Annotated in this window: 11 protein-coding genes; 8 read left to right on the top strand and 3 right to left on the bottom strand. The window is 61.8% G+C overall.

Annotated elements, in window-relative coordinates; all coding sequences use genetic code 11:
* The first annotated feature begins 174 nt into the window (after positions 1-174).
* The gene (locus tag HY696_02785) at positions 175-2,979 is read left to right on the top strand and encodes a hypothetical protein (GenBank protein ID MBI4237331.1); all 2,805 of its coding nucleotides are present in this window, start codon (positions 175-177) and stop codon (positions 2,977-2,979) included.
* Between the two features lie 36 nt (positions 2,980-3,015).
* On the opposite strand, the gene corA is transcribed toward HY696_02785, so the two are convergent.
* Together corA and HY696_02775 are read right to left on the bottom strand one after the other, a co-directional pair.
* Positions 3,016-3,996, bottom strand: a complete 981-nt coding sequence (gene corA / locus HY696_02780; GenBank protein ID MBI4237330.1) for a magnesium/cobalt transporter CorA — start codon at positions 3,994-3,996, stop codon at positions 3,016-3,018.
* Entirely contained in the window at positions 3,978-4,811 is an 834-nt protein-coding gene (locus HY696_02775; protein MBI4237329.1) for an undecaprenyl-diphosphate phosphatase, read from the bottom strand. The genes corA and HY696_02775 overlap by 19 nt, the downstream gene beginning before the upstream one ends.
* Before the next feature lie 370 nt (positions 4,812-5,181).
* Between HY696_02775 and HY696_02770 the strand changes: the two genes are divergently transcribed.
* From HY696_02770 to HY696_02760, 3 genes are read left to right on the top strand one after another with little or no spacing between them, the layout of a single operon-like run.
* Positions 5,182-6,327 carry an NAD(P) transhydrogenase subunit alpha gene (locus HY696_02770; GenBank protein ID MBI4237328.1) on the top strand — a complete coding sequence of 382 codons (1,146 nt, stop codon included), beginning with the start codon at positions 5,182-5,184 and terminating at the stop codon, positions 6,325-6,327.
* Complete coding sequence (locus tag HY696_02765) at positions 6,324-6,638, top strand: NAD(P) transhydrogenase subunit alpha (GenBank protein ID MBI4237327.1); 315 nt, start codon at positions 6,324-6,326, stop codon at positions 6,636-6,638. The genes HY696_02770 and HY696_02765 overlap by 4 nt, the downstream gene beginning before the upstream one ends.
* Positions 6,622-7,992 carry an NAD(P)(+) transhydrogenase (Re/Si-specific) subunit beta gene (locus HY696_02760; GenBank protein ID MBI4237326.1) on the top strand — a complete coding sequence of 457 codons (1,371 nt, stop codon included), beginning with the start codon at positions 6,622-6,624 and terminating at the stop codon, positions 7,990-7,992. Before HY696_02765 ends, HY696_02760 begins: the two co-directional genes overlap by 17 nt.
* A gap of 5 nt (positions 7,993-7,997) precedes the next feature.
* Here the strand turns inward: HY696_02760 and HY696_02755 are convergent, their stop codons facing one another.
* Positions 7,998-9,716: a hypothetical protein gene (locus tag HY696_02755; protein MBI4237325.1), complete on the bottom strand. Its 1,719-nt coding sequence runs from the start codon at positions 9,714-9,716 to the stop codon at positions 7,998-8,000.
* 692 nt (positions 9,717-10,408) lie between these two features.
* On the opposite strand from HY696_02755, the gene HY696_02750 reads away from it, so the two are divergent.
* The 4 genes from HY696_02750 (at position 10,409) to era (ending at position 13,502) form a co-directional block, all read left to right on the top strand.
* Positions 10,409-10,720 (top strand): hypothetical protein, encoded by a 312-nt coding sequence (locus tag HY696_02750; GenBank protein ID MBI4237324.1) that lies wholly within the window; start codon positions 10,409-10,411, stop codon positions 10,718-10,720.
* Between the two features lie 35 nt (positions 10,721-10,755).
* Positions 10,756-11,865, top strand: coding sequence for a tRNA 2-thiouridine(34) synthase MnmA (gene mnmA, locus HY696_02745; GenBank protein ID MBI4237323.1), 1,110 nt, complete (start codon positions 10,756-10,758; stop codon positions 11,863-11,865).
* A gap of 63 nt (positions 11,866-11,928) precedes the next feature.
* Positions 11,929-12,642 carry a ribonuclease III gene (gene rnc / locus HY696_02740; protein ID MBI4237322.1) on the top strand — a complete coding sequence of 238 codons (714 nt, stop codon included), beginning with the start codon at positions 11,929-11,931 and terminating at the stop codon, positions 12,640-12,642.
* Positions 12,639-13,502 (top strand): GTPase Era, encoded by an 864-nt coding sequence (gene era / locus HY696_02735; GenBank protein MBI4237321.1) that lies wholly within the window; start codon positions 12,639-12,641, stop codon positions 13,500-13,502. The genes rnc and era overlap by 4 nt, the downstream gene beginning before the upstream one ends.
* Positions 13,503-13,546: the final 44 nt, after the last annotated feature.

Here is a 13,546-nt window from a genome sequence, read left to right as displayed (position 1 = left end):
TGATCGGAGTCAATATTGTTGTCTCGGCCGGGGGTGTGGCCCTCACCCCCCGCCTACGGCGGGACCCTCTCCCCGTCGGGGCGAGGGGGAAATAAGGAAGTCAAACCTACTCGGGCAACTTTTTTGATGGCGAGCCGATACTATATCAGGGGTGGTGCGGTTCCAAGGTGTTCCATGACTTCTCCCAGCGGCGTGCGGCGGCGTGCTCGACCGGCGACTCCTCGTCCGGAGCCGATGGCGAGCGGGCGCGTATCGCCAGCAAAGCCCCATCATGGCGTGCCCAGTGGGCTCGCGGCGGAGCCCACGCGGGTCTGCGTCTCGGCGGCGCATCGTGATATCCGGCATGGATTGTTCTCGCGTCCATCCGTGGAGCCGGTCTTAGGGGCGGTGCAGGGTGGGGGCGGGGAACCGAACTCGATTGATCTGGCCCTGTTTCGCCTGCAGGCGGAGCTGGATGCTCCGCCCTCGGATATGGGGCGCGAGGCGCGGATCGTCGCTCACGTGGCCGCGCTGCGAGACGCAGGCATTTCGCCGGACCAGCACGACGCGTTGGCGCTCCATTTGATCGATGCGGGCATTGCCCCCGCCACTGGCGAACTAGTGGGGCGCGAGGCCGCGTATGTCGAGCGATTCGGGGATCGGCCGCGCAACCATCTGGTGGCGCGAGCCGCGACATTGCCGGATCTCTTGCATGTATTGCGGGACGACAATCTCGCCAATTATTCCAAGCTGCTCGCGTATCTCCAGCGCTCAGCTGACGGGGCGAGTGCGCCGCTCTTTGTCAGCGTTTCGCCGCTGTTGCGCTACGTCTGCGCGCAGCGGCTGCACGATTTTACCGAACGTCTCCGTTGGCTCGTCTTCGGCCCGATCGATCGACAACTGACTCGGGAGTGCGATCTGCGGGCATTGCTCCGACCGCCGATCGATTGGCGCGAGGCATTGAGCGAATTTCGTGCGGTTCGGGATCGCTTGGCCGAATTTGGCGTCGACGGGGCAGCAGTTTTTGAACTGGCTGCCCAGTTGGAATCTGCGGCCGAGACGTTGCGACAATATGTGGAGTCCCCGCCAACCGATGTGGCCGAACATGTCGTCCATCTGGTGGCAGCGCTGCCGCTGGCGCAATGGCCGATTCAACATGCCACGTATTCCGTCAAGCGTTCGCGTGCGATGGTGCTGGCGGATCTGCGGGCCTATCTGAGCGGTGGCGAGGCGGCGGCGACGCATTTGCCGAAAGGGATGGGTTTACACGCGGCGGCGCTGCGGCTGCGTGAGGCCCAACTGCGGCGGGCCGGCGAGCGATTTCAGCAGGCACCGGATGCCTTCGCCGTGTTGCGTGCCGAAGTAGAGGCCGCGCGTGACGGGGCGGGGGTGATTGCGGCGCTCCAAGATTGGCCGCACCGGCAAGTGCCGGGCAATGGGCATGCGGTGGAGCGCAGCGACGTGCTGCGCGTGTTGCGGCGGTTGTTTCCCTCGGTTGGTGCGTCGCAGGGCTCTTATTTCGATCTCCCACTTTGGTTACGCGCGAAGGCGAAGGCCTTGTTGGAGGCTCGCCAACCGAGCTCCTCGGCCATCAGTACGTTCGAGCCTGGTGTAGAACTTCCGGCCGCTCTGTTGCCGGCTGCGGTGTTGGAACGAGGGTGGGATGTGATCAAAGCTCAAATGCGGCAAGCCATTCAGCAAGCGGCCGCGTTGGCCGGGCCGCAACCCGGTTGGCAGCCGGAGGAAGGCGTAGAGGAACTCGTCTCCCAATTCTTTGCGGGGCATCCGGTCTATTTGCGCGAGATTACTCGCGAGGGTCGGCTACGGGAGGCCGTTGAAAAAGTGATGCGCGCCGTAATTGCGTTTGCGGAGCGGCATTGCGCCGCGCAATATTGGCAACACAGTCGGCGCAATCCGTACACCGGCGAATCGCTCCATGCCAGTGCTTCGACCGATGAGGCGCATTTTCGGCTGGCCGTGATGATCATCCGCCAACAGCGCGGTCGTGACCCACTCCCCGGTTTGCGGCCGGAGCAGGTGCGGGTCACGTTGGGAATCTTGGCGCAGTATTTCCCGACCTTCGTGGCGCCGCTCCAGGCCGATCCACGCCTCACCATCGATTTTTCCGACGAGGAAATGCGCCGCATGTACGACGACGCGGTGCAGTCGCTGCGTAGGTCCGTGTTGACGCACGACGATCCGCAATTCCATAAATTTTGGGCAACGGCGCGTCCGGTTGAAAAACGAGCAGTACTGAAGGCCTTCTTCGGTCCGTTCTTTCATCTAGATGTCGAGGCGGCCGATGCGGTGACTGCGTATACTAATGCCGCGCGGGCGATCGAGGCGATCGGGGAAGGCGGCTGTTATCGCGAAGTGGGATTAACGCTGTGGGTGGATACGACTGGCGCGCTGCCACGGCTGCAGTTCCGCCTCTCCGCCGGCGATCCGGCTTCGGTCTCCGGCGAAGGGGGCGAATTTTTTTGGCTGGGACACACCCATCCGGAACGGCCGCAGCGTCCCCGTCAGTGGGCGGACTTGTGGCAGGGCGGTGAGGCGAAGATGACGATCTTGCAGCCGGCCGCGGTGTTGCCGGAAGAACGAACGTTCAATATTTTTCCGTCGCACGAGATCCCGCGCGTAATGAGTGGCGGCGACTTGGAGGTCATTCGCGCGAATGCCAGAACGTACGAACGATCGAATTTTCATCGTGCATTGGGCAAAACGCCATTTTACGATCCGTTGACCGACAGTTATCTGCACGACGTGATTCACGCGACCGGCCGCTCCCGCGTGCGTTATTTTCCCGCGCGTCCGGGCCGTGCGGAGCGCATGGTCATTACTTGGGCGTTGAATGCGCAGCGGCGCGCCGCAGGCGTGGCGCTCGATGATAGCTGGATGGATCAGCAGTCGACGGTTGCGGAATGGGGCCGTCGGAACGGGGTCGTGATCGAGTGGGAAGATCACGCGGATCCGGCACAGTTGCAGATGGCGAATCGGTGATTGGTGCCTTGTGGTCCGTTCACCAGCCACGTCTTTTCAAAACCACTTGCGCCGACGAAAATACGAGACCATCGCGATGCCGCTGACGGCCATCATTCCGAGCACGGCCGGATAACCCCAGTGCCAGTGGAGTTCCGGCATGAAGTCGAAGTTCATTCCGTAGATCCCGGCAATCAGGCTCAGGGTCATCAGGACCGTAGCGATGACCGTGAGTGTCTTCATCACCGAATTGAGCCGATTGGAGATCATCGAGATCGAGGCCTCGCGCAGACTTGCGACCATGTCGCGTTGCGTGTCGACTTGTTCCAACAGGCGGATCAAGTGGTCGTAGACGTCGCGGAGGTAAAATTGGGTCTGCGGCGAAAAGAGCGGTTGATCGCGGCGCGCCAGGATATTAAAAATATCGCGCTTCGGCGCGAGGATGCGACGCGCGAACAGGAGATTTTTTTTGAGGCGAAAAATTTCCTTCAACGTGGCTTCCGGATCGCCGTCGAGGACGCGATCTTCGAGCGCTTCGATGGAATCGTTCAAGTGGTCCAGCAGCGGAAAGTACTCGTCGATGATCGCGTCCATGATCGTGTAGACCAGGAACCCGACGCCTTGATTGAGCATTGCCGGATTTTGCGACCAACGTTGGTGGGCTAGGCGCAGCGCCGGCATCGGATGGCGGTGCGTCGTGACGACGTAATTGCTGCCGACGAAGCAGTGCAGTTCGTGGGCGTCGATGTCGCCGTCGTCGCTGCGCAGCGCCGGCGAATAGAAGACCAGAAAATAGTAACCAGGATATTCGTCGATCTTGGCGCGTTGGCCGGCCTTGAAACAGTCTTCGAGCGAGAGCTCGTGAAAGCCGAATTCCTCACGCAGCAGCGCGATCTGGTCGACCGATTCGCCTTCCAGGTCGAGCCAGACCTGATTCTTTGGATCGGGGATAATCTCGCTGATCTCGGCCAGCGGGATATCTTCCCGCATCACGCCGTCGACATACATCGTACAACGGATCATAACCACCCCGCCCATAGCATGAGGAGGAGCGCGGCTCCAAGTCCAATGCGATATTTGCCGAACGCGGTGAAGTCGTGATGGGCGATGTAGCGGAGCAGTCCGCGAATCGCGAGCCATGCGATGCCGAACGAGACGACGAAGCCGACGGTGTATGTGGGGAGTTGCGCGGCGAGCGCGAGTTGGTCGGTGGCCCCCCCGCCAGAGGCGGGTCCGCCTCCGGCGGAAGCGAGCGCGACGACCGTGGCGCCGAGCATGGTGGGGATCGCGAGATAAAACGAAAAGAGCGTCGCGGTGCGGCGGTCGCAGCCGGCAACCATGCCGCCGAGGATCGAGGCCGCGGCGCGGGAGAAGCCGGGCCACATCGCCAGGACTTGGCCGATCCCGACGGCGAGGGCTTGGCGGGCGGTCATGGTGTCGAGGTCATGGGTTTGGGCCGCCAGGCCGCGCCGTTCCAGCGCGATGATTGCGAGCCCACCGACGATCAGCGCGAGCGCGACGGTGAACGGATTGAAGAGGTAGTGTTTAATGTGATGATGAAACAGCAGTCCCAACACTGCGGCGGGGAGGAACGCGAGGACCACGTTCCAGAGTACGAGGCCATTCGGTCCGCCGCGCAGCCCGGTGCAGAGCCGTTGCCACAGGTCGCGGCGATACATCACGAGGACGGCGCAGATGGCGCCGAACTGGATGAAGATCTCGAAGTTCGGATCTTCAAAACCGACCAACCGTCCCGCCACGATCAAGTGACCGGTGGAAGAGATCGGAAGAAATTCCGTGATCCCCTCGACAATGCCGAGGACGGTGGCTTGGAGTAGGGCAAGCAGCAGCATCGTGGCGGCGTCTTATGGCAGAAGTGCGGAGTGGCGGCAAGTGCGCAAGTTCATTTGAATGGGGACAGGTACCTTCAAATGTCCGCCAAATATACATCCGAAGGTACCTGTCCCCACTCGGATGTATTAGGGGGAAGTTGGCGTAAGAAGGGTTTGAGTTGTGGGGGGATTGTTGGTAGGGGGGCTGAGGTTTTTTTGCAGATGGGGGGTAGTCAGGGGGGAGAGCGGTATCTTCCCCCTGACTTTAGCGAGCATCCGGCTTTGCCGGCGCGAGCGAACTGTCTGGCATCATGTGCAGTGTTTCTATGAATATGCCAAGGGGGCACGTTCTGACGGGTTGAGGCGTGATCACAACGACGGAGTGCGACGTATGACCATACAAGTGGCAGTGCTGCGGGAGCGGGAGCCGGGAGAACGGCGCGTGGCGATCGTTCCGGATAGCGTGAAGCGATTACTCAAAGCGGGGTGGGCGGTCGCTGTGGAGGCGGGCGCCGGGGCGGGCGCCTATTTCAGCGACGCGGCCTATGCGGCGGCCGGTGCGACGGTGCTGCCCGATGCGGGCGCTGTGCTGCGCGATGCGGCGCTTGTCGTGACCGTGGGTCCGCCGACGTCGGAACTGCTGCAACAAGTCCGTAGCGGTGCACTGGTCGTGGGGCAATGGTTCGCGCATCGACACCTCGATGCGGTGCGGGTGGCGTGTGAACGACGCGTGACCAGCTTCGCGATGGATTTGGTCCCGCGCGTCACGCGGGCGCAATCGATGGACGTGTTGTCGTCGCAAGCCACAGTCGGTGGCTATCGCGCGGTGTTGTTAGCCGCCAGCCTCTCTCAACGGTTTTTCCCAATGCTGACCACAGCCGCCGGCACGATTCGTCCCGCGCAAGCGCTGATTTTGGGCGCCGGTGTCGCGGGGTTGCAGGCGATTGCCACGGCGCGTCGGCTCGGCGCCGTGGTCAGCGCGTACGATGTGCGACGTGCCACGAAAGAGCAAGTCGAGTCGCTCGGCGCGCGCTTTGTCGATCTGCCGCTCGACGCGGAAGCGATCGGCGGCTACGCGCGGGAGCTAGATGAAGACGAACGGAAACAGGCCGAGGCCGTGGTCGCGAAACATGTGGCCAACGCCGACGTGGTCATCGCGTGCGCTCAAGTCCCGGGCCGCCCCTCGCCACGATTAGTCACCGAAGAGATGGTGGCACATATGAAGCCGGGGGCGGTGATCGTGGACCTCGCGGCGGAAGGCGGCGGCAACTGCGCGTGCACGGTGCCGGACCAAGTGGTCGAACGGCACGGCGTGCGGATTGCCGGGCCGCTCCATATCCTGAGCGACTTAGCGGAACACGCCAGCACGATGTACGCGCGCAATCTGGAACACTTCGTCGCGCTCTTCAAACGGGACGGAGAGACCGTCACTCCGCCGTGGGACGACGAAATCATCCAAGGCGCCGCACTGACGCACGACGGCGCAGTCAAACACGGCGCGACAGCGCAACTATTAACAACGGGAGGTGCGGCATGAGTGCAGGCATCTGGGTCGCATTGTATGTCTTTCTGTTGGCCGCTTTTACCGGCTACGAAGTGATCAGCCGTGTGCCGGTCATTCTGCACACCCCGCTGATGTCGGGCTCGAACTTCATCCACGGCGTCGTGTTAGTCGGCGCGATCGTCGCATTGGGCCACGCCGATACGCCGCTCGGGAAAGTGATCGGGTTTATCGGAGTGCTACTGGCAGCAATGAACGCGGCCGGTGGGTACGTCGTGACCGAGCGGATGCTCAAGATGTTCGAAGACCACAAACAGAAGGGGGCGGGCCATGCAGCATCTCGTTGAAGCCGCCTATTTTCTCACGGCGTTTCTCTTTATCTTGGGGCTCAAGCAGATGGCCTCGCCAAAAACCGCGCGCCAAGGAATCGTTTGGGCCGGGCGTGCCATGCTGCTGGCCGTACTCGTCACCGTCTTCGCACCCGGGTTGCATAACCTCTTCCTTATCCTGACCGCGGCGCTGCTCGGGGCAGTGCTGGCCTGGGTCGCGGGGAAACGGGTCCCGATGACCGACATGCCGCAAATGATCGCGCTCTACAACGGCATGGGCGGTGGTGCGGCGGCGGCCATTGCTGCCGTCGAGTTGGGGCGCGGCGCACTGGGCGGCACGGGCCTCACCGCGTTAGCGGTCGTCGGCGGTCTGATCGGCGCCATCGCATTCAGCGGCAGTCTGATCGCGTTCGCGAAGCTGCAACAATTAATGCGCGAGCGTCCGATCACGTTTCCGCAACAACAGTTGTTCAACGGACTTGTTTTCCTCGCGGCCTGCGTGGCCGGCGTGGCGATGATTATCGGCCTGGCGCCGGCGCCGCTCTGGAGCCTGCTGTTCTTCACGCTCGCGTTGTTGTTCGGTATCCTGATGACGCTCCCGATCGGCGGCGGCGACATGCCGGTCCTGATCTCGCTCTACAATGCCCTTACCGGGATGGCCGTCGGCTTCGAAGGGTTCGCGATGCAAAACGCGGCGATGATCGTCGCCGGAACCGTGGTCGGGGCCGCCGGAACGCTGCTCACCGTGCTGATGGCGCGGGCAATGAATCGTTCCATTAGTAACGTGTTGTTCGGCGCCTTCGGGCAGGAAGCGGCGGTCGGCGCGGCCGGCACGACGGCGGAACCGAAAACCATCGACTTGGACGACGCTGCGATCCTGCTCGCGTATGCCAGCAAGGTCCTGATCGTGACCGGCTACGGAATGGCGATTGCGCAAGCGCAGCACAAAATTCGCGAATTGGCCGACCAGTTACTGGCCCGCGGCGTCATCGTGAAATATGCGATTCATCCCGTCGCGGGGCGGATGCCGGGGCACATGAACGTGCTGCTGGCCGAAGCCGGTGTCCCCTACGAACAACTCTTCGACCTCGAAGAGATCAATCCGGAATTCCCCACGGCGGATGTGAGCTTAGTCCTCGGCGCCAACGACGTCGTCAATCCGGCCGCGCGCCATAACAAACAAAGCCCGATCTTCGGCATGCCGATCCTCGACGTCGACCGTTCCAAGACCGTTGTCGTGGTGAAGCGCGGCAAAGGACGCGGCTTTGCCGGGATCGACAACGAACTCTTCACCGCCGACAACACCCGCATGCTCTACGGCGACGCCCAGCAAGTCGCGAACCATCTCGTACAAGCATTGAAGCGATTGTAGGAATTCTAGCCAGCGATCTGGCCTGACCGTTTTAGGAACAGGGGCTTGTCGCGCTCTATCTTGTGCACAAGCTGCGATGGCGTCGTCGTGTAGCTGAGGCCTTCGCACAGCTGTGCAGGAGTGATGGTAGCGAGCAACTCGTCAGTAATGAGCCCTTCGCGAAGCCCGGGCAGTAGGACGTCACGCAGTTTCTCCCGCCAGGATGGATTGTGTATGAACTGAAACAAACTGTGCTCGCCATCTTCAGCAGAGGCCCAGTCCAGGAATGATTGGCCACCGACCCTAAATGGGGCGAGGTCGTGGAGAATCGCGATGATCGGGAAATCTCCGGAGAGCAGGAGTGACTCGATCGACTCGGGGGCAAGCCATTCGACCAAGGAGCCCTCATTTCCGACCGGTGCGGCCAGCTGTTGAATCCACTCAGTACGTTGGATCAGAGGGTCGAGCGGTTCCCGCTTTAGTCCGCGAGGCATTGCGGTCCACTGGCGTGCGACCAGCGCCACGAGCAGGTCTCGCCCCAGGGTCTCCAAAAGCGATTTCCCCTGCACCATCGTGGTGGCCAGCTCGGCAATCGTATGAATGGCGATACGGGTGCGAGTGCCATAGTAACGACAGACGGCTTGGAGCAGATCATCGCCCAGCCAAGGCCACAACAGTGCAGTGCCGACACGGGCCGTGAGTGCCGGTGTGACAGCGCGACAGAAGGCGAACCACTGGTTGCCGTAAGCCGCCAGAATTGCCTGGCCTAACGAGGTGCGTTGGGTCACGGCAGTGACGAGGTGCCGTGTCAGCGCGGCGGCCGCATCGGTCGCCGTTGGCGGGAGCCAATCCGTTGGCTCATGTGGCGCTGCGAGATCAGTCGATCGTGCGATATGGAGGGATTCATAGCCGGAAGGGGTTGTAGGCAGGGCACTGTAAGCGGTTTCGGGCTCCGGTTCGAAACCAAGGAGTTCGGCGGCTTGGTCGTAGAACTCGATGGTGTGCAAGGTCCGCTCTACCTGGCGGAGTTCCGCTTGCAGAGTGATTCGTTCTGCGGGGGAGAGGCGCACAGTCCTGATTTGTGCCGTAATTTGGTCCTCGCGACGGCGTAGGAGCGCAGGGCCAAGCCGGAGATCGTCTACCGTCTGCATGGCTTCCCAGATGGACTGCCGCTGCGGGTCGTCCGGGTGACGGATCGGCAAGACGATCTCCAGTGGGTCAGCGGCGGGTGGCAATGCGGCCGCATGGGGATCGTGAAAGTGAAACAAGAATGGCTGGGCAATACCCCGGCGCCACCGCACAGGTACCGACGGATTGTGGTGGCGCTCCTGGCGCACGATCTGCCGTGCAAGCCACAAGCGGGGATCCATACCCAGCCAGGCTGTGGCGTCCGGGTAGGGACGTCCGTTTTTTCCATCGGAGTACGTGAATCGACCACGACCAGTCCCCTTCCCCCCCTGGAGCTTGACGATCGCCAGTCCGCGCGCTTCCCGAACCACCCCCACGGTGGCGATCAAACGGCGCTCCCGATGCGTGGGGCCTTGCGCGTACAAGTGATATTCGATCCCGCAACAGGCTTCGTACTGCCCAGGTCCTTGCATCAAGACTAGATTGGGATGGTACTGCCCGTTGACCAAGCCTACGCGCCGGTAGCGATAGATGCGGAAGTTTGGAGCGCGAGTCAAGCCATCGTGCGACCACAGGGATGCACGCTCCAGTAGACTGGCAAAGAGCCGCAATGCCATGGCGAGAGGGGGGTCCACGATGGGATCGTAGAATGCCTCGAGGGGGAGCCGCTGCGACTGCAGCAAGTCAGTCGCCTGAAGCCAACTGAGAAGACGTCCGAGTGGTAAGGGTGCGGCTGCCAGTGCTTGTGTTATTTGGGCGTGAAGTGCGGTCGTCACTTCAGCTCGAGCGGTCGCAGACCATCGAGGGCGATACTCTCTCCAGTCGTTCTCCATCATGGTGATGATGTAGTTGCAGAGCGGCGCGATCCATCCCTGAAGAGTTGTCGCGGCAGAGAGTGCATCGCGGTGTGGGGGCTCTGGCAACATGGGGCAAAACGATGCAGCGAATCTCCCACACGTTGGTTGGGGCGAGGCTCGTGCAGTGCGACCCCCCGCCGTCGCCCCCAGTCCACCGGTTGGTGCTTTCCAGTCCCGTGCGTTGGGGGAGTGATAACTGTCGAGGCGTGCAGCCTTCATTGATGGGTCGCCGCGGATATACGGGCGTGACCAGACGTGGGATTGCCGTGCGAGCGAGTGGAACCTTGCTGTGGCGGGAAGCAGGCCTGGGTGTTTCATATTGATCTTTCTCCGGTCGTCGATTTGTTATCGGTCCGTATTGAAAAAAGTTGCGTAACATTGGCACAGGTGCCAATTGTAATTTTCCCCACGATCCTTGACGCCCACGTACTCATGCACTAGTAGGCCGCGACATGACACATACCAATCATCGGTGGGAACTCGAATTGGCGAAACTTTTTGCCTCGGTGCGCGACGGCGAAGAAGCGCGGGAGCTCATGACCGCGCTGTTGTCGCCCGCGGAGCGCCGCGACATTGCCGAACGCTGGCAGATCGTGAAGCACCTGATCGCCGGGCGGACGCAGCGCGAAGTGCGCGACTTGATCAACGTTTCCATCGCCACGGTCACGCGCGGCGCGCGGGAAGTCCGCTACGGCAGCGGCGCGTTGCAAAAATTCTATCGCCGCGTCCAGAAGACCGCGACGCCGTCGAAACTCGCAGCCTAGGTCTGATGAGTCCGCTCGGCCTCGATCACCAATCTATGCATGCTTGGTTGCCATCCGGGACTCGTGTGGCCGTCGCGATGAGCGGCGGCGTGGACAGTTCCGTCGCGGCGGCGTTGTTGCAAGAGGCCGGTTGCGACGTGCTCGGCGTTACGATGACGCTGTGGAGTTGTCATCGTTCTGCGCGCGCGGTGAAGCAGACGTGTTGCTCGACCGCCGACGTGGCGGATGCCCGCGCGGTCTGCGAACGGCTCGGGATTCCGCATTGCGTTGTGGATTTTCGCAGCGAATTCCGCGAACGCGTCATTGATCATTTCGCGGCCGAATATGCGCAGGCGCGCACGCCGATCCCGTGCATCGGCTGTAATCAACATTTCAAGTTCGATCGTCTTTGGGATGTCGTGCAGCGCGAGCACGGTGCCGTCTATTTGGCCACCGGCCACTATGCGCAGATCGCGCGCGATGTCGCGGGCGCGCCGCTCTCGCTGTGCCGCGGACGCGACGCGAAGAAAGACCAAACCTATTATCTGTTCGTGATGACACGGGCGCAGCTGCAACACAGCCTGTTTCCGCTCGGCGCGTTGACCAAGACGGAAGTGCGCGCGCACGCGCAGCGCCTTGGACTGGTGACGGCCGAAAAACCGGAGAGTTTCGAAATCTGTTTTGTCCCCGACAACGATTACGCCGGATTTCTGGAAGATTACTATCCGCACGCCACGGGCCGACCCGGCGCATTCCTCGATACCGAGGGTGCCGTGTTGGGACAACATCGCGGGACGCATGCGTACACCATCGGCCAACGGCGGGGACTCGGCGTCAGCGGTTCGGAGCGCCGCTATGTCACGGCGATCGATCCATTGCTGGCGACGGTGACGCTCGGAACGGCCGCGGAGGTGTTAGGAACGCGGCTGTCGGCCAATGGTGTGAACTGGATTTGTCCGCAACCGGCCGCGGGCGAGACGCTGCGTGCTACCGCGAAGATCCGCGCCCAACACACCCCAGCGTCGTGCCGCGTGACGGTCGATGGGGTCGAGACGCTGCACGTGGAGTTCGACACGCCGCAATCCGCGATCACACCCGGCCAAGCCGTCGTGTTGTATGACGGCGATGTGGTGTTGGGTGGAGGCTGGATCGAAAAGAGTGCGTAAGTGGTCTGGTGGTTGCCGTATCGTTGTGGTATGCGCAGGGCACTGGAGTGAGGTCGCGAGTTCATGGATATCAGTCGTGAAGAAAAACAGCGTTTGAAAGTGCTGGAAAAGCGCTTCAGCTATACGTTTCGGCGGCGGCATCATTTAAAGCGCGCGCTGACGCATCGCTCGTACGCCAACGAGCAGCGACTCCCGGCGACAGATCACAACGAGCGCTATGAATACTTGGGCGACGCCGTCCTCTCGCTGGCCGTCAGCCACTTACTGATGGAACTCTTTCCGGAACAACCGGAAGGGGAACTCTCGAAACTGCGCGCTGCGATCGTGAACGAACAACAATTGGCGGAACTGGCCCGCACGGTGCAGTTGGGCGAATTCCTCTATCTCGGAAAAGGCGAGGAACTGACCGGCGGCCGGGATAAGACCTCGTTGCTGGCGGATTGTTACGAAGCCGTGTTGGGCGGCATTTATTCCGACCGCGGTTTCGGCCACGCGTTCGCCGTGATCAAGAAACAATATCGGGCCATTCTCCAATTGGCGCGGGAAGGCGAGATGATTCGCGATTTCAAGACCCGTCTCCAAGAAGTCGTCCAGAGTCGGTATCGCGTGATCCCGCGCTATCGTTTAATGCGAGAGTCCGGGCCGGATCACAGCAAGACATTCGAAGTCCATCTCTTCGTCAGCGAAGAGCTGTACGGCGCGGGCGAAGGGAGCAGCAAGAAGGCGGCCGAACAAGCCGCCGCCAAGGCCGCGCTCGAAAAGTTGGGTGCGGTATGAACTTCCGTTGCGGATTCGTCGCGCTGCTCGGACGGCCGAACGTCGGCAAGTCGTCGCTCTGCAATCGCTTGGTCGGCGAAGACGTCGCGATCGTCACCGCCAAACCGCAGACCACGCGGCATCGCATCATCGGGATCGCCACGAATGAACGAGCGCAATTGATCCTGGTCGACACGCCCGGCATTCACGAAACGAATAAACCGTTGAATCAAGCCATGGTCGAGACCGCACGTGTCGCCGGGGCCGACGCCGATTGCATCTGTCTCGTGAGCGACGCGCGGGAGTGGGGAGCGGAAGAACGGGCGTTGTTGGCCGCAGTGCGCTCGGCCGATCCGATCATCGTGCGGAATAAAAGCGATCTGCTGACGAGCGGTGCCGTGACTACGCCGTCGGATCTGCAAGGGCTGCCGATCCATCTGGTCTCGGCGACTTCGGGCGACGGTCTCGACGCGCTGCGCGCCGCGCTGGAAGCGCGTGTCCCGGAAGGCCCGGCGCTGTACGACGCGGCCCTCTATACGGAGCGGCCGGTGCGGTTTCTGGCTGCGGAATTGGTGCGCAAGGCCGCGTTCGAATTGTTGCACGAGGAAATTCCGTATGGTCTGGCCGTGGAGATCGAATCGTTCAAAGAAGAGGGCCGTCTGACGCGGATCCACGCGCTCTTAATCGTCGATCGGGAATCCCACAAGCGGATCGTGGTCGGCCAACACGGCCAAATGATCCGCGCGATCGGCACCGCCGCACGACCGCCGATCGAACAGCTGGTCGGCGGTCAAGTGTATCTGGAGCTCTTCGTTAAAGTGAAACCGGGATGGACCAAAGACCTCGCCGAACTGCGCCGCATGGGCCTTAAAACCACATAGAGCGGTATGGGATCGCGCACCTTGACGCGTCGTGATTTATAGCT

It is taken from the genome of Deltaproteobacteria bacterium, assembly GCA_016210045.1.
Classification (GTDB): Bacteria; UBA10199; UBA10199.
This window is presented reverse-complemented; position numbering and strand designations above follow the sequence as displayed.

Coding starts and splice junctions, on each gene's coding strand:
- HY696_02785 (MBI4237331.1), top strand. CDS start 175: ATGACTTCTCCCAGCGGCGTGCGGCGGCGTGCTCGACCGGCGACTCCT.
- corA (MBI4237330.1), bottom strand. CDS start 3,996: ATGGGCGGGGTGGTTATGATCCGTTGTACGATGTATGTCGACGGCGTG.
- HY696_02775 (MBI4237329.1), bottom strand. CDS start 4,811: ATGCTGCTGCTTGCCCTACTCCAAGCCACCGTCCTCGGCATTGTCGAG.
- HY696_02770 (MBI4237328.1), top strand. CDS start 5,182: ATGACCATACAAGTGGCAGTGCTGCGGGAGCGGGAGCCGGGAGAACGG.
- HY696_02765 (MBI4237327.1), top strand. CDS start 6,324: ATGAGTGCAGGCATCTGGGTCGCATTGTATGTCTTTCTGTTGGCCGCT.
- HY696_02760 (MBI4237326.1), top strand. CDS start 6,622: ATGCAGCATCTCGTTGAAGCCGCCTATTTTCTCACGGCGTTTCTCTTT.
- HY696_02755 (MBI4237325.1), bottom strand. CDS start 9,716: ATGGCATTGCGGCTCTTTGCCAGTCTACTGGAGCGTGCATCCCTGTGG.
- HY696_02750 (MBI4237324.1), top strand. CDS start 10,409: ATGACACATACCAATCATCGGTGGGAACTCGAATTGGCGAAACTTTTT.
- mnmA (MBI4237323.1), top strand. CDS start 10,756: ATGCATGCTTGGTTGCCATCCGGGACTCGTGTGGCCGTCGCGATGAGC.
- rnc (MBI4237322.1), top strand. CDS start 11,929: ATGGATATCAGTCGTGAAGAAAAACAGCGTTTGAAAGTGCTGGAAAAG.
- era (MBI4237321.1), top strand. CDS start 12,639: ATGAACTTCCGTTGCGGATTCGTCGCGCTGCTCGGACGGCCGAACGTC.